This is a genomic window from Aliidongia sp. (assembly GCF_035943795.1).
Lineage (GTDB): Bacteria > Pseudomonadota > Alphaproteobacteria > ATCC43930 > CGMCC-115725 > Aliidongia.
The window spans coordinates 70707-96348 of record NZ_DASZBY010000105.1 but is presented as its reverse complement, the minus strand read 5'-3'; the positions used below and the strand labels follow the sequence as shown (position 1 = coordinate 96348).

The window sequence follows — 25642 nt, the reverse complement described above, 5'->3', positions numbered from 1 at the left end:
CTGCAGTGTGCCGCCGGGGATATGAACGGGCGATGAAGTTATGGCCGGCGGATCGCCGCGGCCGTCAGCGCGGTCGCGGTCCGTAATGGCTCATGAATACGGCCACGGCGGCGTCGACGTTGCGCTGGATGTCGGCCTCGTTTGCCTGGAACGACGGCTCGAGCAGGCAGCGCAGATGCAGATCGCTCTTGGTCAGAGCGATGAACTGTGCCGCCGCCTGCTTGGGGTTTTCCACCCTCAATGTCCCGCGGGCGGAGGCCTGGGCGATGCTGTCGGTGATCAGGGTCAGCATATCGCTGCTGCCGGCCTGGAAGATCGTCTGTCCCAGTTCGGGAAACCGCTGGGTCTCGCCGATGACGGCGCGGAACAGGGTCAGCACCTCCTGCGTCGTCACGAAGCGCAGGAATTGCTGGCCGATCAGCCGCAAGGTTTCGGCCGGGTCGATCTGTTCGTTGCCGGTAATCGTGACCAGCGCTTCGCGCAGGCGGGAGCGGGCGCCGTCGATGACCTCGGCGAACAGACGCTCCTTGCTTTCGAAATGCACGTAGAGCGTCGCCTTGGAGACGCCGGCGCGCTTGGCCACTCCGTCCATGCTGGTGTTGCCGTAGCCTTGCTCCAGAAACAGATGCCGGGCCGCCGACAAAATCAGCCCGACCTTGCCGGCGGGGCCGTCGGCAATCTGGGGGTCGGGGGGCGGCGGTGCAGGCTTGGACATCGGACCGATCTGAGAAAAACTAAACCGTTCAGTTTTCTTCTAGACAAAATGAGGTCGAGCGTCTACCTAAAACCGCATTGAACTGAACGGTTCAGTTTTTGACGGCCGGATTGCGTTGGGCCGTCGGCACCGAACCGAACCCGTGCTTCCCCGCGGCGGGACCCGAGAAGGATTGACGATGACGGTGACGAACGAGGTGGCCGGAACCAAGGCGAGCGGCAAAGGTCGGTCGAGCGTCGTGCCCAAGCTGGTCTTCGGCGGCGTGGTGTTGGCCCTGATCCTGGGCGGCGGCTACTACTGGCTCAGCACCCGGGGGATGGAATCGACCGACGATGCCTATACCGACGGGACGGCGATCACGATCTCGCCCAAGGTCGCGGGCTATGTCGTGAAGCTGGCGGTCGGCGACAATACGCGGGTCAAGGCGGGCGACACGATCCTCGAAATCGATCCGCGCGACTATCAGGTGGCGCGCGACAAGGCCGTGGCGGCCCAGGCCCTGGCCCAGGCGCAGCTCGACAATGCCCGGGTCAATCTGGAGATCGCCAAGGTCCGCTATCCGGCCGACCTGGCCTCCGCCGACGCCGCGGTCAATTCGGCCAAGGCCGGCTATGCCAAGGCCCACGCCGATCTGGTCCGCCAGCAGAAGGTCGATCCGCGCGCCACGACCCAGCAGCAGGTCGATGCCGCGCGCCAGGCCGACCAAGGGGCCTCGGCCCAGCTCGAGGACGCCCAGGCCAAGCTCAAGATCGCCCAGTTGGTCCAGCAGAACATCGCCCAGGCCCAGGCCCAGGTAAAACAGCTCGAGGCGCAGGCGGCGTCCGCCAAGGCGGATGCCGACCAGGCGGCGCTCAACCTGTCCTATACCCACCTGACCGCGCCGGCCGACGGTTGGGTGACCAAGCGCAACGTCGATCTCGGCAGCTACCTGCAGCCCGGCCAGTCGCTGTTCTCCCTGGTCTCGACCCAGATCTGGGTGACGGCGAACTTCAAGGAATCGCAGCTGACCCAGATGCGGCCGGGCCAGCATGTCCGTATCAACATCGACGCCTATCCCGACCTGAAGCTCGATGGTCACGTCGACAGCATCCAGATGGGCTCGGGCTCGCGCTTCACCGCCTTTCCGGCCGAGAATGCGACCGGAAATTTCGTGAAGATCGTCCAGCGCGTGCCGGTCAAGATCGTGATCGACCAGGGGCTGGACGCGAACCATCCGCTGCCGCTGGGTCTGTCGGTCGATCCCGAGGTCGACCTCAAATGAGCGAAGGGCCCGTCGCCACCGGCGCGCCCAGCCGCTCGGACTGGCGCCCGCGCGCCAATCCCTGGGCGATCGCCATCGCCGTCACTTCGGCCGCCTTCATGGAGGTGCTCGACACCACCATCGTCAACGTGGCACTGCCGCATATCGCCGGCAGCCTGTCCGTCGGCGTCGACGAGGCGACCTGGACGCTGACCTCGTACCTGGTCGCGAACGGCATCGTGCTGCCGATCTCGGGCTGGTTCGGCAGCATCCTGGGGCGCAAACGCTATTTCCTGATCTGCATCAGCATGTTCACGGTCTGCTCGCTTCTGTGCGGCCTGGCCACCAGCCTGCCGCAGCTGATCCTGTTCCGCATCATGCAGGGCTTCTTCGGCGGCGGCCTGCAGCCGAACCAGCAGTCGATCATCCTCGACACCTTCCCGCCGGCGCGGCGTGGTGCCGCCTTCTCGGTCACCGCGATCGCGACGATCATTGCGCCGGTGCTGGGGCCGACGCTCGGCGGCATCATCACCGACAACATCAGCTGGCGCTGGATCTTTTTCATCAACGTGCCGGTCGGCATCGCGGCCTGCGTCGCGGTGTTCGCCCTGGTCGAGGACCCGCCCTGGGCCAAGGCCGCCGCGCGGAGCGACAAGCTGAACATCGACTACATCGGCCTGTCGCTGATCACCCTCGGCCTCGGCAGCCTCGAAATCGTGCTGGATCGGGGCGAGCAGGAAGATTGGCTGGGCTCGAACTTCATCCGCCTGTTCACCGTGCTCGCCATCCTGGGCATCACGGGTGCCGTCTGCTGGCTGCTGGTCGCGAAGAAGCCGGTGGTGAACATCCGCGTGCTGGCCAACCGCAATTTCGCCCTGGGTGCCACCATGATCTTCTCCATGGCGGTCGTGCTCTATTCCAGCGCGGTGCTGATCCCGCAATTGGCCCAGCAGCAGTTGGGCTATACGGCGACCTGGTCCGGCATGATCCTGTCGCCCGGCGCGATCCTGACCCTGTTCACCATCCCGATCGTCGGCCGCCTGCTGCCCAAGATCCAGACGCGCTACTTGATCGCGACCGGCTTCGCGCTGCTGGGCTGTGCGTTGTTCTATGCGTCGACCATTACGCCCCAGGTGAATTTCACGACCCTGGCCCTGATGCGCGCATTCCAGACCTTTGGCCTGGCGTTCCTGTTCGTGCCGATCAGCTCGATCGCCTTTTCCACGATCGCTCCGGAGCTGAACCGTGATGCGGCCTCGCTCTACACCATGTTCCGCAATGTGGCCGGCTCCGTCGGCATCTCGATTGCGACGGCGCTGGTGACCGAACATACCCAGACCCGCATGGCCTACATGTCGGAACATCTGAGCCCGTTCAATCAGCCGTACCTCGACACGCTCGCCCGCAACACGGCGGTGCTGCAGTCCCATGGCGTGGCGGCCACCAATCTCGCCAACACGGCCAACGGCGCGATCTACAAGGGCCTGATCCTGCAATCGTCGGTCCAGGCCTATCTGGACGTCTTCGTGATCTGCGCCGTGCTGGCCTTCTGCATCGTGCCGCTGACCTTCCTCTTCGCGCCATCCAAGGTGGGCGGCCGCAAGCCCGCCGGAGCTGACTGATGAGTATCGATGTTTCCCGCGGCCGCGCCGCGCTTTCCGCCTGCCTGCTGGCGCTCGCCGCTGCCGGCTGCACCGTCGGACCCGACTATGTCCCGCCCGGGACCGACGCGCCGGCCGCCTGGACCGAGGCGTCGGCGCCGGGCTTGATAGGCACCGGTCCGGAGGCGGCGCAGCAGCTGCAGCAATGGTGGACGAGCTTCAATGACCCGACGCTCGACCGGCTGGTCGCGACGGCGATCACCGGCAATCTCGACCTGAAGATCGCCCAGCAGCGCCTGCTCGAGGCGCGTGCCCAGCGTACCTCGGCCGCCGCCGGCTATTACCCGACCCTGTCCGCCACCGGCTCCGCCGAGCGCCAGCGCTATTCGACCGCGCTCAAGTTCCCGCCGTTCGGCGGCCTCGCCAATACGTTCGAGGCGGGGTTCGACGCGTCGTGGGAAATCGACATCTTCGGCAAGACGCGCCGCGCGGTCGAGGCTGCCGACGCTTCGGTCGATGCCTCGGTCGAGAGCCGGCGCGACGTGCTGGTCAGCCTGCTGGCGGAGCTGGGCCAGGATTACGCGACCCTGCGGTCCGCCCAGGCGCGCCTCGCTATCGCCCAGCGCAACATCCGGGTCGACCAGGATGCGCTCGACCTGACCCGGGAAAAATACAAGGGCGGGCTCGGCAACGAGCTCGACGTGGCCCAGGCCCAGGCGCAACTCGAAACGCTCAATGCCGCGGTGCCGCAGCTCCAGACCCTGGTCGCCCAGCAGTCCCACGCCATCGCCGTGCTGCTGGGCCAGGAGCCGGGTGCCCTCGAGGCGGAACTCGCCGTGCCGGCGCCGCTGCCGCCGGCACCGCCGATCCTGCCGGCCACCATGCCGTCGGACGTGGTGCGCAATCGTCCGGACATCCGTGCGGCCGAACGCCAGATCGCCGGGTCCAACGCCCAGATCGGCGTCGCGATCGCCCAGATGTTCCCGACCTTCTCGATTTCGCCCTCGTTCGACCTGGCCGCCGGTTCGCTGCACCATCTGTTGAACGACGGCGCGCTGCAGTGGGGCGCGCCCGCCTCGATCTCGGTGCCGCTGTTCGAGGGCGGCCGGCTCGAGGCGAACGTGGCCCAGGCCAAGGCGGTCGCCGAGGAGGATCGGCTGACCTATCGCAAGACCGTGCTGACCGCCTTCCAGGAGGTCGAGGATGCCCTGGTCGCCTACGGCGCCGAGCGACGGCGCCACGACCGGCTGACCGCCGCCGTCGCGGCCGACCGAATCGCGGTCGATCGGGCGACCGCGCTCTATCGCAGCGGCCTCGGCAACTTCCTGTCGGTGCTCGACAGCGAGCGCAGCCTCTACAGCGCGGAGGATGCTTCCGCCCAGAGTGAGCTGACCCTGACCCAGCAGACCATCGCGCTCTACAAGGCGCTGGGCGCCGGCTGGCAGGTCGGCGAGCCCGACGGCTCGGTCAAGCTCGCCGCCGTGGCGAAGTGATCTTTCGGTAACGCTTCGCTTCCGGTGCATCGCCGGGACGATTGACCCCTTCCGTCCTCCGATGAAACAGGGCATATCCGCCTCTCGACCGTCGGGGGGCGGAGAGGGGAATGGCGTTGAGGTCGGGGGTCGTCGCAGTCGGATTGGTGGTCGCGGGCCTGGGGCTCGCCGGCTTTGCAAATCCGCAGGGTCCGCGGGCCGACCTGCCGCAGACGATTGCCGCCGACGATGCGCCCCACGTGCTGAACTTCGCCAACCGGTCCGACTTCCTGGCCGACGACACGATCCAGAAGTTCGAGGCCGAGACCGGCATCAAGATCAATCTCACGACCTACGCGACCGATGCGGAGCTGCTGGCCGGCCTGAAGTCGGGCAAGGCCGATTGGGATCTGGTCGTGGCTGCGACGGTGCCGGTGCTGATGAAGGGCGTGGCCGACGGGCTGTTCCAACCGGTCGATCGCACGAAGATCGGCAACTATGCCAACGTCGATCCGGCGATCCTCGACCGCGTGGCGCCGGCCGATCCGGGCAACCAGATGGCCGTGCCGTTCCTGTTCGGCACGGCGGGCCTGGGCGTGAACCTGACGAAGCTCAAGGACGTACTGGGCGACGCGCCGCCGACCGATACCCTGGCGCTGCTGTTCGATCCGGTGCTGAGCAAGAAAGCCGCCGCTTGCGGCCTCGCCATGGAAGACGATCCGGCGGACGGAATTCCGGCGGCGCTCGCCTTCCTCGGCCTCGACCCGACCAGCCAGGACGACAAGGATCTGGCGCGTGCGGGCGAGGTGCTGCAGCGGGTGAAGCCGCTGGTGCGCCGCCTGTCGGCCAATGATTTCGCCGAGGCGCTGGCCAGCGGCACGATCTGCGTCGGCTTCGGCAGCTCGATCCAGGTGACCGACGCCAAGACCCGCGCGTCCGATCGCGACAATGGGGTCGACCTGACCTACACGGTGCCGCGCGAGCGGGCGCGCCTGTGGATCGACGTGCTGGCGATCCCGGCCAAGGCGCAGAATACCGAGGCGGCCCGGCAATTCATCAATTTCCTGTTGCGACCGGAAATCGTCAGCGACGTCACCGACTGGACGGGTGCGGCCAACCCGAACCTGCTGGCCGCCGACTTCGTCGACGACGACGACAAGAACGACGAGACGGTGTTCCCTTCGGCGACGAGCTGGGGCCGGCTATTCCTCGACCGGCCGCTGACGGCCGATGCCGAGAAGACCCGCGCGCGCATCTGGGCCCGCAGCAAGCCATAAGCATTTCCGCCGGGCTGCCGATATCATGCCGGCAGCCACGCGACCTGGAGAGACCTTGCCATGACTGCCCCGACCCCCGCTGAAGCGGGCTTCCATATGCCGGCCGAAGGCGCGCGGCACACGAAGACCTGGATGGCCTGGCCCAGCCGGATCGACCTGTGGAACGGCCGGCATGTCGAGGCCAAGGCGGCCTATGCCGCCGTCGCCCAGGCCATCGCCCGGTTCGAACCGCTGACCATGGTCGCCAATCCGGCCGATCTGGCCGATGCCGCGGCGCAATGCGGGCCGTCGGTCGAGGTGCTGCCCATGGCGCTCGATGACAGCTGGATGCGCGACATCGGGCCGACCTTCCTGCTCGACGGCAAGGGCGCGCTGGCCGGCGCCGACTGGCGCTTCAACGCCTGGGGCGACAAGTGGCCGGACTATGCCAACGACGCTGCCATCGCGGCCCAGGTGCTGGAGCGGGTCGGCTGTCCGCGTTTCGCGGCCCCCTTCGTGCTCGAAGGCGGTTCGATCCATTCGGACGGCGAGGGCACGGTGCTGACCAGCGAGCAGTGCCTGCTCAACCCGAATCGGAACCCCGACCTGTCGAAGGCCCAGATCGAGGCCAACCTCAAGGCCTGGCTCGGCGCCCAGGTCGTGATCTGGGTCGGCCAGGGGCTGGAGAACGACGGCACCGACGGCCATGTCGACAATCTCGCCTGCTTCGCCCGGCCGGGCGTGGTGCTGGCGACCAGCTGCCGCGACCCGCAGGATGCCAACTACACGCCGATGCAGGACAATCTGCGCCGGCTCGCCGCCGCGCGCGACGCCCGGGGCCGGGCACTCGAGGTGCTGGAGCTGCCGATCCCGGCCAAGCGGGTGACCGCGGGCGGGCGGCTCGCCATGACCTACACCAACTTCTACCTGGCCAACGGCGCCGTAATCGCGCCGTCGTTCGACGATCCGATGGACGCGGTGGCAGCTGGGGTGCTGGCAAAGGCCTTCCCGGATCGCCAGATCGTGCAGGTTCCCGCACTCGCCATCCTGGAAGGCGGCGGCGGCATCCATTGCATCACCCAGCAGCAGCCGGCCGTCTGAAAGGAGCCCCCCCATGACCCATGTCACGCTCGCCGCGACCCAGTTCGCCTGCGGCACCGATCATCCGGCCAACGTCGACAAGGCCGTGGCCATGGTGCGCCGTGCGGCGGCCGAGGGCGCCAATGTCATCCTGCTGCCCGAGCTGTTCGAGACGCCGTATTTCTGCCGCGACCAGCTGCCGGAATGGTTCGAGAGCGCCAAGCCGCTCGACGGCCATCCCTGGCTCGGCCGCTTCGTCGATCTGGCGCGCGAACTGAACGTCGTGCTGCCGGTCAGCTTTTTCGAAAAGGCGAACCAGGCCTATTACAACACGATCCTGATGATAGACGCGGACGGGCGGCAGCTCGGCATCTATCGCAAGAGCCATATCCCCGACGGCCCGGGCTATCAGGAGAAATATTATTTCCGACCCGGCGATACCGGCTTCAAGGTCTGGTCGACCCGGTTCGGCCGGGTCGGCGTCGGCATCTGCTGGGACCAGTGGTTCCCGGAATGCGCCCGCTCCATGGCGCTGCAGGGGGCGGATTTCCTGTTCTACCCGACGGCGATCGGCAGCGAGCCGCAGGATGCAAGCCTCGACAGCCGCGACCATTGGCAGCGCGTCATGCAGGGCCACGCTGGCGCCAATCTCACGCCGCTGGTTGCCTCCAACCGGACGGGGACGGAGCAGGGCGTGGCTTTCCCGCAGCGGTTCTACGGCTCGTCCTTCATCGCCGACCCGACCGGTGCCAAGCTGGCCGAAGCCGGTCGCGACGAAGAGACCGTGCTGACCGCCAGCTTCGACCTCGACCAGATCCGCCGTCAGCGCAACGGCTGGGGCATCTTCCGCGATCGCCGGCCCGACCTCTACGGCGCGGTCATGACGGCGGACGGGATCGTTCGGTAGGAGCCTTGTGACGGTGGGGGCTTCGCGGGAGTTCGTCGCGCGGGCCTCTTCACGGCACGGGATCGGGTCCGCCGTTCAGCAGGTTGGCGGTGCGAATGGCATTGCCCGCATCGAATACCGTCCAAGGCCACGGATGGTCGACCATCCATCGCGCGGCGGCCTGGCTCAGCCATGTCGTGGCCTCGCCGGTATTTCCCGCGATCGCCGCGGCCAGCCCGATCCCGGAATCCGTGAGGAGCGGATAGCCTGACTGGGTGCTGGGCAATCCGGCCTCGGTCTTCCAGGTCGGGCAATATTGGTCGAGTTTTTGAAAGGCTGCGACGGCATTGTCGGGCGCGACCCTCGAAAGTGCGGGCCAGACCTGAGCTTCGCCGGTCAAGCCGTTGTCCCAGAAATATTCGTAGCTGCCGTTCGTCGGCTGCGCCGGATAGCACGAGGCCCACGGCAGCGGCGTGTCGCCATACGCGTCGCAATAGGTCTGGGCGCCGCATTGCTGCCACAGGCCGGTTTGGATCGCCGTATTGATGCCCTGTGCCCGCGGCGTCCAGTAGTTCACCTTGTTCGGATCCCGTAGCACGTTCGTTGCGACCCAGACATAGCTGTTCAGGCCCTCGACGACCTCGCTGTTGTCCATGAGATACTGGGCCAGCCAATTGACCTTGGCGCCCGTGAGGCCGGATGCCGGCTGACGCATCGCATAGGCCGCATTGGCGATGGCATCCAGTTGATATGCCCAACGATCGATGAATGCCGTCGCATTGACGGGATCCGCTTTCGCCCACGCGGCCATCAGGGTCAAGTACGTGGCGGCCCAGGAATCCTGGGCGTCGTAGCCGGGTTTCGTCAGGCCCTTGGTTACCGTGGACGGCGCTTCGGTACAGAAGTTCGCGTCGACGTCGTACCAGTAGATCGTGGCGTACTGGTTGAGGTTGTCGGGCCAGTTGATGTGATTGATGTACCAGGTGGCCCAACGCTCGACGTTCGAATAGTACGCCGGGCCGGCGGCCAGGAGGCCGATCGCGGCAAAATTGCCCCGGTAGGCGTCGACGATCTGGGCACCGCTCGCCGGAAAGGCGGACTGGCCGATGGCGCCGTCCGCCGAATTCGGGCAACTGGCCTGCGCCTGCCCCGTGATCCAGGCGGCCTCGGTCGCCATCGCATCTTCGAACGAGGACGGGACAGGCTGGGCCAGGGCGGTGGAATTCCTGGCGAGGCCGGCCACCAGGAGAACGATCGCAATCCGGCATCGCCACTGCGCCATAGTCACGGACAAACCTCCAAGCCGATGAGCCAGCGTGCGGTGCGACGATGGGTCGGGCGCGCCGCACGGACCGGCTTCTTTCCCGCCGTTCAGCGCCTTGGATCACCAGGTGCCATGTCCAGGTTTATCGGCGAAGAGAGGGGTTGCCCAATCAAAAGATTTTATGGAGTGCGCGATTTTCCGTGATTTCGCAAACTCTTAAGAGCATGCCATCCCGTCACGTCCCGAGGGGGTCGGAGGCCGCCCCGAACGAGAAATTGAACGCGACTGAAATGCGGGGACGGGTGCCGCGATAGGCGGTCACGCCGTGGATCAGCCAGGACGGGAACAGGATCATCATGCCGGCCTTGGGCGTCAGCGTCCGGGCCGTGCCGGCATCTTCGCAGTCGGCGATCGCGTAGCGTAGGCCGGGCGCATACATCACCGGCAGCAGCCCGCGCGGATCGCTCATCTCGAACAGGCCGCCGACCGACTCGTCCGTGTCGGCGCCGCCGTCGTCGACCCAATAGACCCCGGACCAGAAGGCGCCGGGATGGCCATGGGCGCGGTTGCCGTCGCCGGCGCCGGAGATGTTGGCCCAGGCGGTCACGCGCCAATTGACCGAGGCCCGGGTGAGGCCGTTGCCGGTTTCGATCAGCGTCAGGCGATCGACCAGCTGTCGGGCCGCATTCAGCAACTGCGCACCGGCAGGTCCGCTCCACGACTGGAATTCGCTGGAGTGCCAACCGCCGACGTTGCTGGCGACCACGCCCGGTTCCTGCTGCCGCCGGGCCAGGATGCGTTCGGTGAGCGCCAGGTCGAGCGCGTCATGGCCGGCCAATGTCACGGCGGCGAGCGGCGTCGGGAACAGGCCGGCGACCGACAGGCTGCCGGGCTCGAAGGATTCCGCCATCCCTAACCCGGCGCGCCGTCGATCGTCAGGATCGTGCCGGTGGTATAGCCCGAGCGGGAGGATGCCAGGAACGCCACTGCGTTGGCGATCTCTTCCGGCGTCGCGGCGCGGCCGAACGGCATGGTCTTGTAGAATTCCTGCCAGCGGCTCTCGTCGTCGAACTCCTGGCGGGCGCGGGCCTTCAGCAGCATCCGGTTCCGCTCGGTCGAGACCGGGCCGGGATTGATGCCGACCACGCGGATGCCGTCCTTGTGGGCACCCTTGCCAAGCGACTTGGTGAAGCCCATCAGTGCGGCGTTACCCGCACTGCCCGCGATATAATTCGGGTTGGGCGATTCCCCGGCGGAGCCGATCACGTTGACCACGACGCCCTGCCGGTCCTTCAGCACCGGGTAGAGCGCGCGGGTCAGGCTGATGAAGCCGAAGATCTTGAGGTCCCAAGCGGCACGCCAGGTCGTGTTGTCCACGGCCAGCAGGTTGCCCGGCGGAATGGCGCCGGCGTTGTTGACCAGGATGTCCAACGGACCGGCCTCGGCCGCGACCCGCTCGACCTCGTCCTGGCGCGACAGGTCCGCGGCGATGGTCTGGACCGCGACCTGTCGGCGCGTCCTGACCGCGTCGGCCGCCGTGGCGAGCGTGGCCGGATCGCGCGATACCAGCACGAGATCGCAACCTTCCTCCGCCAGCAGCAGGGCGGTGGCGTGGCCGATGCCTTTGGAGGCGCCGGTGACGAGGGCACGTTTGCCCGTGAGATGCAGGTCCATGAATTACTCCGCCGGGCAGGAGACGCGGCGCCGCTGGCCGAGGCCGGCGCCGAGGAAGGCGCCGCCGAGATGGCAGGCGGCGATCGCGACGAGGGTGAGCGCGAAGGCGTGGGACACCGCCGCCGGATCGGTGCGCGTGCCCAGCGCAGCATAGAACAGCCCGCCCAGCACGGCCACGGCAATGGCGGCACTGACCTGCAGGGTCGAGTTGACCATGCCGCCGACCAGGCCGGCCCGGTGCGGTTCGACCCGCTCGACGATGACCCGCACCATGGTCGGGATCGACATGCCCATGCCGAGGCCGATCAGCAGCAGCGCGGGCGCCGCAAGCGCCGGGGACGGCACCATGCCGGCCGGCGCCAGGCTGACTGCCGCCGCGGTGCCGACCAGGCCGGTCGCCGACAGCACGAAGCCGAGCGACGAGGCGGCCGTGCCCATCCAGCGGCCGAACAGCGGGCTGAAGGTCGAGCCGGCGAGGAACCCCGCCGAGAACGGCAGGATCGCGAGGCCGGCCTGCAGGGCGGTGAAGTCGAGCGCCGACTGCAGGTAGATGGAATAGGTCAGGAAGAACGCGGCCAGCGCATAGAGCGTCAGGATCGCCCCCAGGCCGCGCAGCAGGCCCGGCGTCTGGAACACCTCGATCGCGACCAGCGGGTCGCCGCCGGCCTTGGCCAGGCGCAGCTCGTAGCGGCGGAACGCCTCGACGAAAATCGGCGTGGTCAGCAGCATGGCGATCGACCACCAGGGCCAGCCGCGCTCGCGCCCTTCGATCAGCGGCAGCACGAACACGGTCAGCGCGAAGGCCGACAGCACGACGCCGCCCCAGTCGAGCCGCGGGCGGTGGCCGCTGCGGGTTTCGCGCAGCAGCGGGATCGCGGCGATGAAGGCGATGATCGAGACGGGCAGGTTGATCAGAAAGATCAGCCGCCAGCCCATGCCGGCGAGGTCGGCCTGGACCAGGGCCCCGCCCAGCAACTGACCGACGATCGACGACAGGCCGAGTGTCACGCCATAGATGCTGAGCGCCCGGCCGCGTTCATGGGCCGGAAACAGCGCATGGACCGAGGCCAACGCCTGGGGCGCCATGGCGGCGGCGGCCAGCGCCTGGAGCATCCGTGCCAGGATCAGGGTCAGGGGCGACCAGGCGAGCCCGCAGAACGCCGAGGCCAGCGCGAAGCCGGCGAGCCCGACCAGGAAGATCGATTTACGCCCGAAGATGTCGCCCAGCCGGCCGCCGGTGATCAGGAACACGGCATAGACGATGGCATAACCGGAAATGACCAGTTGCACGTCGGCCGCGGTGGCATGGAGGCCGGTCGTGATCGACGGCATGGCGACATTGACGATGAAGAAATCGAGCGGCGCCAGGAACGCGCCGGTCAGCAACACGGCAAGCGCCGCCCACCGGTTCGGATCGAGCGCTGCGGCCTCGGTCGGCGCAATCGCAACAGCAAGGGTCGACATGATGCGTCCTTCGGTGTTTTGGAACGATCGGTTCCAAATTAGGCAGAAATCGAAGCGGAAAATCAGGACAGCAGTCGTAGGGTCTGGTCGACGATGTCGGCCGCGTCCTGCTCCGTAAGGCCGGCCTTGCCCAGGACCCGAAAGCCCTGGACGGTACACAGCAGATGCTTGGCGATGATCCGGTCGTCGCGATCGGGCGGGATCTCGCCCGACGCCTGCCCGCGCAGGACGGCGGCGGCAAACATGTCCTCCATGCGTCGGAACATCCGGACGATCACGGCGCCGACCTCGGCATCTTCCGGCATCATCTCGATCGCCGCCGTGGTCATGATGCAGCCCCGTCGGCCGTCGATCGATGAAGCGCGCCGGGCATAATTGAGCAGCGTGTCGCGGATCGCGGCCTTGGCCGGCCCGGGGGCGGCCAACTGGTCGCCGACCCGCTGCAGAGAGGCGGCGACGGTCTGGTCGAGTGCTGCAAGGAACAGCGATCGCTTATCGTGGAATGCCTTGTAGAGACTGCCGCGCGCCAGGCCCGTGCCTACGGTCAGGTCCTGCACCGAGGTGCCGTGGTAGCCGCGCGTCCGAAACACCTCGGTGGCATCGCGCAGCGCATCGTCGAGATCGAACTCGCGCGGACGGCCGGGACCGGGACGGTCGGAGACAGGGGTGGTGGTGGTCATGAACACCATATGGAAACGATCGGTTTCCAATTCAAGGACGATCTCGCAGATGCGAAATTGACTGAAGGGCGCTCTTAGCTATATTGATTAGCTAATGGAGGGGTCATGACCGTCGTTACCATCCACAACGCAAAAACCAACCTATCGCAGTTGTTGGCGCGCGTAGAGGCCGGGGAGGAGATCATCCTTGCTCGCGGCAAAGAACCGATCGCTCGAATCGTGCCATTTCAGCCACGTGCGACAAAGCGGGAATTCGGCGCGATGCGCGGCATCATCAGCATAGGTTCAGAGTTCTTCGAGCCGTTGCCGGTGGACGAACTGGACGGCTGGGAACAGTAGGGTGCGGCTGTTGCTCGATACTCACGCGTTTCTCTGGTGGCTTGCCGGCGACGATGCGTTATCGGGCGTTGCCAAAGCCGCAATAGCAGACGAGGCAAATGAGATACTCGTCAGCGCGGTGTCCGCCTGGGAAATGGCGACGAAGCATCGGATCGGGAAGTTGCCGGGTCTCGACCCGATTGCCGACGATCTGGAGGCCGCCATCGCAGGGCAAGGCTTTCGCGAACTTGCAATTTCGCTACGCCATGGCCGGGTCGCCGGCGGCTTGCCCGGCCCCCATCGCGATCCATTCGATCGGATGCTGATCGCCCAGGCGATGCTTGACGGTCTCGTTCTGGTGTCGAACGAGAAACCCTTTGATGCTTATGGTGTAAGCCGGCTCTGGTAAACCCTACTCGTCGTAGGCCACGATCGAATGCACCGGCACGTCGATCCGGCTGCGCCCGTTGAGGAAATTCAGTTCCACGATGCAGGCGGCCGCGACCACGTCGCCGCCGACCTTGCGGCACAGGTTGATCGCGGCGTCGAGCGTGCCGCCGGTCGCCAGCAGGTCGTCGAGCACGACGACGCGGTGGCCGGCCTTGATGGCGTCGGTCTGGATCTCGATCGTGTCGCTGCCATATTCCAGCTCGTAGCTGTACGGCACGGTCGGGCCGGGCAGCTTGCCGGGCTTGCGGACCATGACGAAGCCGCAGCCGAGGGCGAGCGCCAGGGGTGCCGCGACCAGGAAGCCGCGCGATTCGATGCCGACCAGCACATCGGGCTTGGTGGGCGCCAGGATATCGGCCAATTGCCGCACGGTCTCCCGCCAGGCGCCGGCATGGGCCAGCAGGGTCGAGATGTCGTAGAACAGGATTCCCGGCTTCGGGAAGTCCGGCACATGGCGGATATGGTCCTTGATGTCCATCGCTCTCACATTCGGTCGGGTCGTGGTCTCGGCAGGTCTCGCCCAGAGTGCGGCGCACTCTAACCCGTCCGGCGCCGCGGCATAGGGTTTTTCCGCGCGCAAAGCCTTTGCGGTCCTGGCTTCGCCCGTCGCGGCTCGTGTAGAGTTCCGGCCGACATGGCCGCATTGCAAGAAATCGACGTCGCCGCGACCGCCGCCCGGTTCCAGACCGTGCGCCGGTCCGACGCTTTCGTGATCGAGGCCGGCGGTGCCTGGGTGCTGGGGTCGGCCGAACGGCAGGATGCCGCCCTGCGCGCCTTGTCCTTCGGTGGCGTTCCGACGCTCGAGATCGACTGTACCCACCTGGCGCGGCTCGATACCACCGGCGCCTGGCTGTTGATGCGCACCAAGCGCATGGCCGAGGACGCCGGCGCCAAGGTCGTGTGGCACGACGTGCCGGATGCGTTCCTGCCGCTGATCAGCACCATCGACCATGACTGCCAGGGGCCGCCGGTCGCTCATCCCGACCAGCATAGTTTCCACGCCTTCCTGGAACGGCTGGGTCGCGCCCAGATGCATTTCTTCGCCCAGGCCATCTCGCTGCTGGGCTTCCTCGGCATGGTCGCGACCGAGACTTTGGCGACGGTGCTGCACCCGCGCCGCCTGCGTATCCCGGCGCTCGTCCACCAGATGGAAGAGGTCGGCCTCAATGCCATGCCGATCGTAGGGCTGCTGTCGTTCCTGCTCGGCATCGTCTTCGCGTTCCAGGGTGCCGACCAGTTGCGCCGGTTCGGCGCCGAGATCTTCACGGTCAACCTGCTCGGCATTTCGATCCTGCGCGAGATCGGCGCGATCATGACCGCGATCATCGTCGCCGGCCGCTCGGGCAGTTCCTTCACCGCCCAGATCGGCACCATGAAGGTGAACGAGGAGATCGATGCGCTTTCCACGCTCGGCATGAGCCCGGTCGAGGTGCTGGTGCTGCCGCGCATGCTGGCGCTGGTGCTGACCCTGCCGCTGCTGACGGTGTTTGCCAATGTCATGGGCATCTTCGGCGGAGCGCTGATGAGCCTGTTCGACCTGGGCATCACCGTGCCGGCGTTCCTGCGCCAGCTGCAGGGCGCCATCGGCGGCGGCTGGACCTTCTGGATCGGCATCATCAAGGCGCCGATCTTCGCTTTCCTGATCGCCACGGTCGGCTGCTACGAGGGGCTGCAGGTCGAACGCAACGCGGCCAGCGTCGGCATGCTGACGACGCGGTCGGTCGTCGAATCGATCTTCCTGGTGATTGTCGCCGATGCGCTGTTCTCGATCCTGTTCTCTCTGTTGGGCGTCTGAGGCGGCATGAGCATCGACGATACCGACAAGAGCTTCGGGCCGCCCGTCATCAAGATCGACAAGCTGGTCACCCGGGTCGGCGGGCGCGTGCTGCATGACGGGCTCGACCTCGAGCTCCGGCGCGGCGAAGTCGTCGGCGTGGTTGGCGGATCCGGCACCGGCAAGTCCGTGTTGCTGCGGACCATCATCGGGCTCAATCGCCGGGCCGGCGGGCGGATCGAAGTGCTGGGCCAGGACATCGGCCGCCTGAACGGGCGGGAGCTGCGCCGGCTGCAGACGCGCTGGGGCGTGCTGTTCCAGGACGGCGCGCTGTTCAGCGCCCAGACCGTGGCGCAGAACATCCAGGTGCCGATGCGCGAGCATACCGACCTGACGCCACGGCTGATGGACGAGCTGGCCGCCGTCAAGCTGGCCATGGCCGGCCTGCCGCCCGATGCGGCGACGAAATTCCCGTCGGAGCTGTCCGGCGGCATGCGCAAGCGCGCCGGCCTGGCACGGGCGCTGGCGCTGGACCCGGAGATCCTGTTCCTGGACGAGCCGACTGCCGGCCTCGACCCGATCTCGGCTGCCCAGTTCGACAGCCTGGTGCGCGACCTGCAGAAGAGCCTGAACCTGACCGTCTTCATGGTCACCCACGACATCGACACCCTGCGCGCCACGACGGACCGCATCGCCGTGCTGGTCGACAAGAAGATCAAGGTCGGCACGTTCGACACGCTGGTGCATGACCCGCACCCCTGGATCCAGCAATATTTCAGCGGCGTGCGCGGGCGCGCCGCGCTCGCCGCGTCCTGACGCCAGAAGAGAGGAACGGAGCCTCCGCCGATGGAAACAAAAGCAAACTACGTCGCGGTCGGCGCCTTCGTGCTCGGCATCTTCATCGTGCTGTTCGTCTCGGTCCTCTGGGTCGCCCGGGTCCAGTTCGAGGATGAATTCCGCCGCTACGAGACCTTCATCCAGGGGCCGGTGACCGGCCTCGGCGTCGGCGCGATCGTGCGTTTGAACGGCATCGACGTCGGCCGCGTATCGGATATCGCATTCGATCCCGACAATTCGCTGCAGGTCCAAATCGGCCTCAAGATCAAGGAAGGCACGCCGATCAAGACGGACTCGGTCGTCTCGATGGAATCCCAGGGGCTTACCGGCGTGTCCTATGTCGAGATCTCCGGCGGCAGCCAGGCGTCGACGCCGCTGGAGCCGAAACCCGGCCATCACTATCCGATCATCAAGTCGCGGCCTTCGGCCCTGCAGCAGGTGTTCGAGAGCGCCCCCGACGTGCTGGCCCATCTGGTCACCATCGCCGACCGGCTGGCATTGCTGCTCGACGACAAGAATCGCCAGGCGATCGCCGACACGCTGGCCCATGTCAGCCAGATCACCGGCGCGGTCGCGAACCACCGGGACGACCTGCAATCCATGCTGTCCCAGGGGGCCAAGTCCGCGGCCAACCTCGATCGCACGCTCACCGAGTTCCGGGCCACGGTCAGCAAATATGACGGCGTCGGCGACCGCGCCGACCAGGTGCTGGTGACCGCGAACGACGCGGTGAAGAAACTCGACCAGCTCTCGACCTCGCTGAACGGCCTGGTCGCCGACAGCCGGCCGCAGGTGCGCGATTTCACCACGGTCGGCCTGCCGCAACTGACCCAGCTGCTGTCCGAGATGCGCACGCTCGTCGCCAGCCTGACCAAGGTCTCGAGCGAACTCGAGCGCGATCCGCAACGTTTCCTGTTCGGCGACCGCCGCGAGGGGTTCAATCCGCGATGATCAAGCACGCTTCCCGCGCCCTGCTGCTGGGCCTCGCTCTGGGCCTCGCCGGCTGTTCGGCGGCGCTGACCTCGACCCCGCCCTCGCTCTATGTGCTGCAGCCCAAGACGACTTACGACACCAACCTGCCGGTGGTGAGCTACCAGCTGGTCGTGACCGTGCCCGATGCGCCGCAGAGCCTCGACACGGCCCGTATCGCGCTCGCGCGCAGCCCGACCACGATCGATTATTTCGCCAGCTCCGCCTGGACCGACCGCGCGCCGGTCATGGTGCAGGACCTGCTGGTCGAATCCTTCGAAAACACGCGCAAGATCGTGTCGGTCGGCCGCGATACCAGCGGCTTGCGTGCCGACTACGTACTGCTGACCGACCTGCGTGATTTCGAGGCGCGCTATTACGAGGGCACGAACAAGCCGCCCCAGGTGCGCGTCCGCCTGACCGCCAAGCTGATCAAGATGCCGGAACGCGAGATCATCGGCGGGCTCGACGCGGTCAAGCTGTCCGACGCGGAACATAACGACATCGACAGCATCGTCGCGGCGTTCGGCGAGGCGACCGGCAACGCCATGAAGATGATCGTGCAATGGACGCTGCGGACGGCGCCGGCGACGGGAGCCGTTGCGGTCAAGCCGTGACGATGGGCGGGCTCGCACATTCCGAGTCGCGGAGTGGGCGCCTGGCCGGCGCGCTCCGGCAGCATGCCCGCGGCCTTGAGGGCGGTCGGCCGTTCCCCATCGAGGGCGGGTATCCCATTACGCAGATGGAGACCCCGCCTCTGGCGCGCCGTCGGAGCGTCGCTTTCCGACCCGTTGGAATCGTGACATTTGTGGCGAGCCGGCGGAGTGGGCGAACGGAAGACGCCGTGGCCCGCTCGGTATCCGGCCTTGGCCCTCCGCATAAGTTCTCCTTGGCGCAGGGCCGGATCGCACCGAATAATGGGCTGATACGGAGGGCAACGGCCGTCCGCGTCTGCTCCCATGGCTTTCCCGCAAGACGACCATGGCCGGCCACCGAGGAGCCGGGTTCGCAGAATTTTGCAACCGATGTGACGACGGCATGATTGCACCGAACGCCGCCCCGATCGACGCTGCTCCCGTTTCGGTGGGCGCGCTCAGCCGTGCCGCCGCTCTGGCCGAGGTCATGGCCGTGGCCCAGGCGCTCGCCAAGGCCGGGACCGGCCTGCTGGAAACCCTGGCCGACGGCACCATGCCGCCACCCGGCGCGCATTATCCGGCCGGCGAGGTCTGGGACCAGGTCACCCACGCACAATATTTCTTTCATGCGCATCCCGACGGCGACCGGCACCCGGACGAGGTCGGGCATTTCCATACGTTCTTCGGCCAGGGCGGCATGCCGCGCGGCCTGGTGCCGCTCGTGCTGCCCGAGATGGCGCTGGCGCCGCTCAAGTTGCCGGTGAAGGAGAAGGGCGCCGTCTCGATGACCCATCGCTCGGCGCGCGACCGCGGTGTGTTCAGCCACCTGATCGGCATCAGCGTCGATGCCCACGGCGTGCCGCTGTCGCTGTTCACCACCAACCGCTGGGTGACCGGCGAGACCTGGTATCGGGCCGAGGACGTCATCCGCCTGCTCGATCGCTTCGCTTTCGCCGAACCGAGTCCGACGGCGCTGGTCGACCGATGGCTGGTCGCGGTGCTGCGGCTGCTACATCGGCCGATTGTAGAATTGATTGTGGAACGCGATACGGCCATGATGGACTGGAGACGGCGGCGGAGCCGACAATCGCACGTGTTCGACGATCGCCGTCTGGAAGTGACGTCGGAACGGCCGGTGGATTTTGCCGCAGCGTTGTCGGAAGCACGCACTGCACTCGCTTGACATCGGGCGGTTGTGGGCTCGATATCGGAGGCTAACCAGGTCTTAACGTTTTCGGATCGAGACTGGACAGGGGCGGCTTTAAAAATGCCGCACCCAAGCGACGCCGGTTCCGCTACACTGGCTTGTGTCAAAGCGTCGGCGAAGGGATGCAGGAACGGCTATGAGCGAAGGTCTAAGCCAGCAAGATGTCGCGGCGCTTCTGAACGATGTCTCCGCGCCGGAAGCGGCGGCGGGGCGGTTGGGTTCCAAGGTTGCCGAAGGGTCGTTGACCGAGGCGGAGCGCCAGGTCGCGGAACAGGTGCTGCGCGCGATGCTCGATGGCGCTGCCATCCAGGTCCGCAAGGTACTGTCCGAAACGCTCAAGGACAGCCAGTACCTGCCCCACGACATCGCGGTGGCACTTGCCAACGACGTCGAGTCCGTGGCGATCCCCGTGCTGCAGTTTTCCAAGGTCCTGAGCGACGAGGATCTGATCGCCGTCGTTCGGTCCGGGACGCCATCGAAACAGATCGCCATCGCCGGACGGGCCGAGGTCTCGACCGCCGTCGCGGGCGAGTTGATCCAGACCGACAATAATCTGGCGGTCGCGACCCTGGTCGGCAATCCGGGAGCGAAGCTGGACGAGGCGCTGATCGATCAGGCGGCGACGCGGTTCGGGTCCGACGAGCGCGTCAACCAGCAGCTTTCCCAGCGCCCGAACCTGCCGCTATCGGTCGCCGAACGGCTCGTCCATTTCACGGTCGAAAGCCTGCGTGCCTATATCGGCAAGCGCACGGACATGCCGGAAGCGGTGATCACCCAGATCGTGATGAAGACGCGGGAACAGGTCACCGTCGATCTGCGCTCCGCCCATTTCCCGGCTGAAGAGGCGATCGAGCTGGTGCAGCATCTGCACGCGGCGAAGCGCCTGACGCCCTCCCTGATTCTGCGCGCGCTGTGCGTCGGCGACATCAGCCTGTTCGAGGCCGCCATGTCGCAGCTCGCCGGCATCGCCGTCCACAATGCCCGCCTGCTGATCCATGATGCCGGCCAGCTGGGCTTCAAATCGCTCTACGACCGGACCGGCATGCCTCAGAATTATTTCCCGGCATTCCGGATCGCGACCCAGGTCGCCCATGAAACGGCGCTCGACGGCAGCGAATACGATCGCGAGCGCTATCGTCGCCAGATGATCGAGCGCATCCTGACCCAGTTCGAGGAAATGGGTGCCGAGGATCTGGATTACCTGCTAATCCGGCTTGAAGACCCGAACCCGGAACCCCCGGTCCGTTACGGCCACGTGGGCGCTTAGGGTCCGGCTGCCGCCTTCGGCACGTCTTCCAATTTTCCATAGACCGGCAAGCCGCGCGCCCGAAAGCGCGAGGCTTCGTCGTCTGCGCCCCTGGACGGCTCACCGATCCTGAGGCAGGCGTCGCAGCGGTCGGCGATCTCGAGCGACAGCGGCATCATGATCGCGTCGAAGCGGCCAGGACCGGCGCACTCAATCATCGGCAGTGCCATATTGACGCCGATGATCGGTATATGGCCGCGCTCGAACAGCATCAGCGCAGCCTGGTTGAGGATGCGCAGATTTGCTGCCCGGCCGGCTGCGTCGGCCGCGCCCGACGTATAGGGGCCGGCGATCATGATCCACATGCGGGGGCCTCCTCCTCAACCCGGCAGATGCAATGCCGGCATCAGGCGTTCGCAGGTTTCGATCAGCGCCGGCAGATGGTGCGTCCGCATGGTCGCGGCATCGAGCCGGCTCGCGCGCGCGCTGGTGACCAGTGCCGCCACGATCTTGCCGGCCCGATTGCGCAACGGCACGCCCAGCGCGATCAGGCCCGGTTCGAACTCGCGATCGACGATGGCCCAGCCCTGATCGGCGACGATGTCCAACTCGGCCATCAGGCGGGCAGGATCCGTGAGGGTGAGCGGCGTATAGGCGCGAAGGTCGGCCTGGTCCAGCCGTTCCGCGCGCTCCTCCGGCGACAACGCCGCCAGCAGCACGCGACCCATGGCAGTGTGAAATGCCGGGAGGCGGGCGCCGACGCCGAACGAGACCACGACCGGCTCCGCCCGTCCGGCGCGGGCCACATAGACCACTTCGACCCCGTCGAGCAGGCCGGCCGAGCAGGTCGCGCGCAGCCGCGTCGATACGTCCTGCAGCGCCGGCTGCATCATGCTCCATACCGGCACCGAGGACAGAAAGGCATAGCCCAACTCCAGGATGCGGGGGCGCAGGGAATAGTTCCGGCCCTCCAGGCCCACATAGCCGAGTTCGATCAGGGTATGAAGGAAGCGGCGCACCGCGGCACGCGACAGGCCGGTGCGCTTGGCGATGTCGCTCATGGTCAGGTGCGGGGCGTCGGCGCCGAAGGCCCGGATGACCGCGAGCCCCCGCGCCAGCGAATGCACGAAATCGGCGTCGGAATCTGCTTGTGGCACGAAAGCTCCCTGAGGTAAGGTGTTCGCAATTAGAACATAAGTTCGCACAGCGAACAAATCCTTCGGGGAACGGGAGGCAACGCCTGACGCATAGCGCTCGGGAGTTCGGGATCCGGAACGCAATTAGGACGGCGGCGATGCAAATCGCCGCCGTCTCTTTTCGTGCGTCGTCGCTATTTCAGCAGGTCGGCCAACGGGCCTTTCCAGATCGAGGCGAGCGTCAGGGTCTGATGGCCGCGCGTCTCCGGCGAGGCGGGGATCAGCACGTAACGGCCGGTCTTGATCCGCGCCATCGCGGCCTCCATCGTGCCCAGTTCGGCCGGGTTCAGCAGGTCGTCGGCGAAATTTACCGCGACCAACTTTGCCCGGATCTCTTCCAGCCCGGCCGATGGGTCGTAGTCGTAGGACGATTCGAACCAATAGAGGTAATCGTTGGCATCGGTGCCCTTGGCGTAATCCGCGACCCATCGGTCGTAGAGGGTGGTGGCCTGGGTCCGGGTCGGCGCCGACTGCTGCAGGAACGGCGCGCTGTTGGTCATGATGTTGAAGATCGGCAAAGCGTGAATGAAGCCGGTCGGCTGTTTGGCATACTCACCGCCCTGCCAATCCGGATCGTTGCGGATCGCCTCGATGATCGCCTGGCGCCACAGCATGTTGCGGCCGGCAATCGCAACGGGCTGCGAGGCGATCGGCATCAGCGCGTCCATGAAGCCGGGGTGCTTCTCGCCCCAGATCCAGGTTTGCATGCCGCCCATCGAGGTGCCGAGCACGAGGCGCAGGTGCGTCACGCCCAGCCCCTCGGTCACCAGCCGATATTGGCCCTCGACCGCATCGAGATAGCCATAGTGCGGGAAATGCCCCTTGAGCCCGTCCGACGGCTTGGCCGAGCCGCCATGGCCGATCGCGTCGGGCAGGATGATGAAATAGCGGGTCGCGTCGAGCGGCTGGCCCGGTCCGAACAACTCGCCGGCCAGGCTGGGCGTCAGGAAGTTCCGACCGGTCCCGGTCGTGCCATGCAGCAGCAGCACCGCATTGTCGATGGCACCCGAGGCGTCGCGCTGCGGCGTTCCGATCGTCGTGTAGTGGATGCGCGCATGGGCCAGGTGCTCGCCGTTCGCGAGCGCGAAATCGGCGATCGTGAGGTCGGCCTCTCGCTCGTCGGGATAGGCGGCGAACGCCGGCCCCGCGAGGACCAGGACCGCGAGCGCCGCGGCAGTCCGGCCGATCCATCCCATGCGGCATCTCCTCTGTTCGCCGGCAATCGGCCAGGCTCGCAGCGAGCTTAGCGAAAGCGTCACGGGGTGCCGAGCGCGAAACCATCCGCGCGCCCTTCCGTTCGCCGCGATGGCCGCATATGCTGGCGGCCGATGTCTTTCGGAGGTTCGCGGCGATGCGTTTGGGACTAGTCGGGGCCGTCGGTCTTGTGGCCGTCCTGTCGGGCGTGGGGGGGTGCGTCTCGACCACGCCGCAGGAATTCACCGTTGCCGGCGTGATCGGCTCGCCCGGCGTCAGCCGGTTCGCCAACGCTGATCCGGCGATCGATGCGGTGCTGGCAAAACAGATCTGCGCGGATGGCTACGAGAAGCTGGGCGAACAATCGATCCCGGCGGACAAGGGCAGCTATAGCCAGTGGAAACTGCGCTGTACGCCCTATCGTTTCGGTCCGTTCTAGGCGGCAAATCCGCCGCCCGTTTCGCTCAGTCGTTGAGAGTAACCAACAGTCCCGCGCCGATCAGCACGCCCAGGAAGGGCAGGCCGACGGTGATCTCGCCTAAAGCTGCGGCGACGACGCTGGCGGAAATGGTGAGCCAGCCGATGAGCTTCTTCATGATCGGTCCCCTGCGGCGTGTGAGCGATACGATGGACTCACAACGAGGGTCGGCCGGATTTATTCCGCCCGTTTAAAAAATAGGGCTTTTTTGTGACTCAGGATGAAATCGAACTGATCGGCTTGGTCGCAGGCGGCTTCACCACCGCGAGTTTCCTGCCCCAGGTGATCAAGACTCTGCGCGAGAAAAACACAGCCGGCATCTCGCTCGGTATGTATTCGGCCTTCACGTTCGGCGTCGCCCTGTGGCTCGTCTATGGGCTGCTGCTGGAACGGCCGGCGATCATCATCCCGAATTTCATCACGCTCGTGCTGGCGGGATTGGTGCTGTTCCTGAAGCTGCGGGACGGGTGAGGGGAAAAAGGCCCGAGCCGAAGCCCGGGCCCGATATCCCTACAGCGCCTGGTTCACGTAGGCCGTCTTGACCTGCGTGTAGAATTCGGCCGCGTAGCGGCCCTGCTCGCGCGGACCGTAGCTCGAGCCCTTCCGGCCTCCGAACGGCACGTGATAGTCGACGCCGGCGGTCGGCAGATTGACCATGACCATGCCGGTCTCGATGTTGCGGCGGAAATGGGCCGCGTGCTTGAGGCTGGTCGTGCAGATGCCGGCGCACAGGCCGAACTGGGTGTCGTTGGCGAGGGCCAGGGCCTCGTCGTAGGTCTTGGCGCGAATCACGGAGGCGACCGGTCCGAAGATTTCCTCGCGGCTGATGCGCATCTCGTTGCTCGCCTCGGCGAACACGACCGGCGCCATATAGAAGCCGGGCGTGCCGCGCTCCAACCGCTCGCCGCCGACAACCAGCTTGGCGCCGTCCTGGCGGCCGATGTCGACGTATTTCAGGTTCTGGTCGAGCTGGCTCTGATCCACGACCGGGCCGATATTGGTGCCGGCCTTGCGGGCGTCGTCGACGACCAGCTTGCCGACCGCCTCGGCCAGCGATGCCACGAACTTGTCGTAGATGCCGTCCTCGACGATCAGGCGCGACGAGGCGGTGCAGCGCTGGCCGGTCGAGAAGAACGCACCGTCGAGCGATACGCGTACGGCAAGCTCGAGATCGGCGTCGTTCAGCACGACCATCGGGTTCTTGCCGCCCATTTCGAGCTGCACCTTGGCACCGCGGCTTGCGGCCTCGGCCAGGATGCCGCGTCCGGTCGGGACCGAGCCGGTGAAGCTGATGCCGTCGATGCGCGCATCCTTGACCAGGGCGGCACCGACCACGGAGCCGCGGCCCATCACCAGGTTGAACACGCCGGCCGGCACGCCGGCACGATGCAGGATGTCGGCCAGCGCCCAGGCGGAACCGGGCACCAGCTCGGCCGGCTTCATGACGACGCAATTGCCATAGGCGAGGGCCGGGGCGATCTTCCAGGCCGGAATCGCGATCGGGAAGTTCCACGGCGTGATCATGCCGATCACGCCCAGCGGCTCGCGCGTGATCTCGATGTCGACGCCGGGGCGGACCGAGCCCAGGCGCTCGCCCTGGATGCGCAGCACTTCGCCGGCGAAGAACTTGAAGATCTGGCCGGCGCGGCCGACCTCGCCCATGCCTTCCGCGAGCGTCTTGCCCTCTTCGCGCGCCAGCAGGTTGCCCAGCTCCTCGCGCCGCGCCAGGATCTCGGTGCCCGCCTTGTCGAGGATGTCCGAGCGCTGCTGCACGGTCGTGCGCGCCCAGGCCGGGAAGGCCTTGCGGGCGGCGGCGATCGCGTCGTCGACCTGGGCGGCGGACGCACGGTCGTATTCGCCGATCACGTCGTTCGTGTCGGACGGGTTGATGTTGCGCGACGCGTCCGTGCCCTGCACCCACTCGCCGGCAATCAGATTGGCGTAAGTCATTGGTCGTTCTCTCCCATGGGGCGCCCGCAATTCCGCGTCGGCGCCGTCGCTGAATG

Annotated in this window: 28 protein-coding genes; 16 read left to right on the top strand and 12 right to left on the bottom strand. The window is 66.6% G+C overall.

What is annotated here, in order from left to right; translation table 11 throughout:
* Nucleotides 1-64 precede the first annotated feature (64 nt).
* The gene (locus VGV37_RS20820) at nt 65-715 is read right to left on the bottom strand and encodes a TetR/AcrR family transcriptional regulator (RefSeq protein WP_326881676.1); all 651 of its coding nucleotides are present in this window, start codon (nt 713-715) and stop codon (nt 65-67) included.
* Between the two features lie 178 nt (nt 716-893).
* Between VGV37_RS20820 and VGV37_RS20815 the strand changes: the two genes are divergently transcribed.
* The 6 genes from VGV37_RS20815 (at nt 894) to aguB (ending at nt 8271) form a co-directional block, all read left to right on the top strand.
* Nucleotides 894-1976, top strand: a complete 1083-nt coding sequence (locus VGV37_RS20815; RefSeq protein ID WP_326881675.1) for an HlyD family secretion protein — start codon at nt 894-896, stop codon at nt 1974-1976.
* On the top strand, nt 1973-3577 hold the full coding sequence (locus tag VGV37_RS20810; RefSeq protein ID WP_326881674.1) for a DHA2 family efflux MFS transporter permease subunit: 1605 nt from the start codon (nt 1973-1975) through the stop codon (nt 3575-3577). Before VGV37_RS20815 ends, VGV37_RS20810 begins: the two co-directional genes overlap by 4 nt.
* A complete protein-coding gene (locus VGV37_RS20805) occupies nt 3577-5049 on the top strand; it encodes an efflux transporter outer membrane subunit (RefSeq protein WP_326881673.1) in 1473 nt (490 codons plus the stop codon). The genes VGV37_RS20810 and VGV37_RS20805 overlap by 1 nt, the downstream gene beginning before the upstream one ends.
* A gap of 110 nt (nt 5050-5159) precedes the next feature.
* The gene (locus tag VGV37_RS20800; protein ID WP_326881672.1) at nt 5160-6305 is read left to right on the top strand and encodes an extracellular solute-binding protein; all 1146 of its coding nucleotides are present in this window, start codon (nt 5160-5162) and stop codon (nt 6303-6305) included.
* Nucleotides 6306-6365: 60 nt separating this feature from the next.
* Nucleotides 6366-7385 (top strand): agmatine deiminase family protein, encoded by a 1020-nt coding sequence (locus VGV37_RS20795; RefSeq protein WP_326881670.1) that lies wholly within the window; start codon nt 6366-6368, stop codon nt 7383-7385.
* 13 nt (nt 7386-7398) lie between these two features.
* The gene (gene aguB / locus VGV37_RS20790; RefSeq protein WP_326881669.1) at nt 7399-8271 is read left to right on the top strand and encodes an N-carbamoylputrescine amidase; all 873 of its coding nucleotides are present in this window, start codon (nt 7399-7401) and stop codon (nt 8269-8271) included.
* Between the two features lie 49 nt (nt 8272-8320).
* Here aguB and VGV37_RS20785 read toward each other — a convergent pair whose 3' ends face one another.
* From VGV37_RS20785 to VGV37_RS20765, 5 genes are all read right to left on the bottom strand, one after another.
* Entirely contained in the window at nt 8321-9538 is a 1218-nt protein-coding gene (locus VGV37_RS20785) for a hypothetical protein (protein WP_326881668.1), read from the bottom strand.
* A gap of 211 nt (nt 9539-9749) precedes the next feature.
* The gene (locus tag VGV37_RS20780) at nt 9750-10424 is read right to left on the bottom strand and encodes a TIGR02466 family protein (protein WP_326881667.1); all 675 of its coding nucleotides are present in this window, start codon (nt 10422-10424) and stop codon (nt 9750-9752) included.
* A 2-nt stretch (nt 10425-10426) separates the two neighbouring features.
* Nucleotides 10427-11188: a short-chain dehydrogenase/reductase gene (locus VGV37_RS20775; RefSeq protein ID WP_326881666.1), complete on the bottom strand. Its 762-nt coding sequence runs from the start codon at nt 11186-11188 to the stop codon at nt 10427-10429.
* Nucleotides 11189-11191: 3 nt separating this feature from the next.
* Complete coding sequence (locus VGV37_RS20770; RefSeq protein ID WP_326881665.1) at nt 11192-12652, bottom strand: MFS transporter; 1461 nt, start codon at nt 12650-12652, stop codon at nt 11192-11194.
* A gap of 62 nt (nt 12653-12714) precedes the next feature.
* Nucleotides 12715-13332 (bottom strand): TetR/AcrR family transcriptional regulator, encoded by a 618-nt coding sequence (locus tag VGV37_RS20765; RefSeq protein WP_326881664.1) that lies wholly within the window; start codon nt 13330-13332, stop codon nt 12715-12717.
* Between the two features lie 105 nt (nt 13333-13437).
* Between VGV37_RS20765 and VGV37_RS20760 the strand changes: the two genes are divergently transcribed.
* Together VGV37_RS20760 and VGV37_RS20755 are read left to right on the top strand one after the other, a co-directional pair.
* On the top strand, nt 13438-13671 hold the full coding sequence (locus tag VGV37_RS20760; RefSeq protein WP_326881663.1) for a type II toxin-antitoxin system Phd/YefM family antitoxin: 234 nt from the start codon (nt 13438-13440) through the stop codon (nt 13669-13671).
* A 1-nt stretch (nt 13672) separates the two neighbouring features.
* Nucleotides 13673-14059: a type II toxin-antitoxin system VapC family toxin gene (locus tag VGV37_RS20755; protein WP_326881662.1), complete on the top strand. Its 387-nt coding sequence runs from the start codon at nt 13673-13675 to the stop codon at nt 14057-14059.
* 3 nt (nt 14060-14062) lie between these two features.
* On the opposite strand, the gene VGV37_RS20750 is transcribed toward VGV37_RS20755, so the two are convergent.
* Nucleotides 14063-14578, bottom strand: a complete 516-nt coding sequence (locus tag VGV37_RS20750) for an adenine phosphoribosyltransferase (RefSeq protein WP_326881661.1) — start codon at nt 14576-14578, stop codon at nt 14063-14065.
* 156 nt (nt 14579-14734) lie between these two features.
* On the opposite strand from VGV37_RS20750, the gene VGV37_RS20745 reads away from it, so the two are divergent.
* From VGV37_RS20745 to VGV37_RS20720, 6 genes are all read left to right on the top strand, one after another.
* A complete protein-coding gene (locus VGV37_RS20745; protein WP_326881660.1) occupies nt 14735-15895 on the top strand; it encodes an MlaE family lipid ABC transporter permease subunit in 1161 nt (386 codons plus the stop codon).
* Nucleotides 15896-15901: 6 nt separating this feature from the next.
* Nucleotides 15902-16690, top strand: a complete 789-nt coding sequence (locus tag VGV37_RS20740; protein ID WP_326881659.1) for an ABC transporter ATP-binding protein — start codon at nt 15902-15904, stop codon at nt 16688-16690.
* Nucleotides 16691-16720: 30 nt separating this feature from the next.
* Nucleotides 16721-17662, top strand: coding sequence for an MlaD family protein (locus VGV37_RS20735; RefSeq protein ID WP_326881658.1), 942 nt, complete (start codon nt 16721-16723; stop codon nt 17660-17662).
* Nucleotides 17659-18297: an ABC-type transport auxiliary lipoprotein family protein gene (locus tag VGV37_RS20730; RefSeq protein WP_326881657.1), complete on the top strand. Its 639-nt coding sequence runs from the start codon at nt 17659-17661 to the stop codon at nt 18295-18297. Before VGV37_RS20735 ends, VGV37_RS20730 begins: the two co-directional genes overlap by 4 nt.
* Nucleotides 18298-18718: 421 nt before the next feature.
* Nucleotides 18719-19498, top strand: a complete 780-nt coding sequence (locus tag VGV37_RS20725; RefSeq protein ID WP_326881656.1) for a DUF6969 family protein — start codon at nt 18719-18721, stop codon at nt 19496-19498.
* 160 nt (nt 19499-19658) lie between these two features.
* On the top strand, nt 19659-20789 hold the full coding sequence (locus VGV37_RS20720; RefSeq protein ID WP_326881655.1) for a DUF2336 domain-containing protein: 1131 nt from the start codon (nt 19659-19661) through the stop codon (nt 20787-20789).
* Here VGV37_RS20720 and VGV37_RS20715 read toward each other — a convergent pair.
* The 3 genes from VGV37_RS20715 to VGV37_RS20705 all read right to left on the bottom strand — a co-directional run bounded on the left by VGV37_RS20715 (nt 20786) and on the right by VGV37_RS20705 (nt 23160).
* Nucleotides 20786-21133: a hypothetical protein gene (locus tag VGV37_RS20715; RefSeq protein WP_326881654.1), complete on the bottom strand. Its 348-nt coding sequence runs from the start codon at nt 21131-21133 to the stop codon at nt 20786-20788. The genes VGV37_RS20720 and VGV37_RS20715 overlap by 4 nt on opposite strands.
* 15 nt (nt 21134-21148) lie before the next feature.
* Nucleotides 21149-21925 (bottom strand): IclR family transcriptional regulator domain-containing protein, encoded by a 777-nt coding sequence (locus VGV37_RS20710; protein WP_326881653.1) that lies wholly within the window; start codon nt 21923-21925, stop codon nt 21149-21151.
* A gap of 173 nt (nt 21926-22098) precedes the next feature.
* On the bottom strand, nt 22099-23160 hold the full coding sequence (locus VGV37_RS20705; protein ID WP_326881652.1) for an alpha/beta fold hydrolase: 1062 nt from the start codon (nt 23158-23160) through the stop codon (nt 22099-22101).
* A 155-nt stretch (nt 23161-23315) separates the two neighbouring features.
* On the opposite strand from VGV37_RS20705, the gene VGV37_RS20700 reads away from it, so the two are divergent.
* The gene (locus VGV37_RS20700; protein ID WP_326881651.1) at nt 23316-23597 is read left to right on the top strand and encodes a hypothetical protein; all 282 of its coding nucleotides are present in this window, start codon (nt 23316-23318) and stop codon (nt 23595-23597) included.
* A gap of 25 nt (nt 23598-23622) precedes the next feature.
* Here the strand turns inward: VGV37_RS20700 and VGV37_RS20695 are convergent, their stop codons facing one another.
* A complete protein-coding gene (locus VGV37_RS20695; protein ID WP_326881650.1) occupies nt 23623-23754 on the bottom strand; it encodes a hypothetical protein in 132 nt (43 codons plus the stop codon).
* 92 nt (nt 23755-23846) lie between these two features.
* Here VGV37_RS20695 and VGV37_RS20690 point away from each other — a divergent pair, with 92 nt between their 5' ends.
* On the top strand, nt 23847-24107 hold the full coding sequence (locus tag VGV37_RS20690) for a SemiSWEET transporter (protein ID WP_326881649.1): 261 nt from the start codon (nt 23847-23849) through the stop codon (nt 24105-24107).
* Between the two features lie 39 nt (nt 24108-24146).
* On the opposite strand, the gene VGV37_RS20685 is transcribed toward VGV37_RS20690, so the two are convergent.
* Complete coding sequence (locus VGV37_RS20685; protein WP_326881648.1) at nt 24147-25586, bottom strand: aldehyde dehydrogenase family protein; 1440 nt, start codon at nt 25584-25586, stop codon at nt 24147-24149.
* Between the last annotated feature and the right edge of the window lie 56 nt (nt 25587-25642).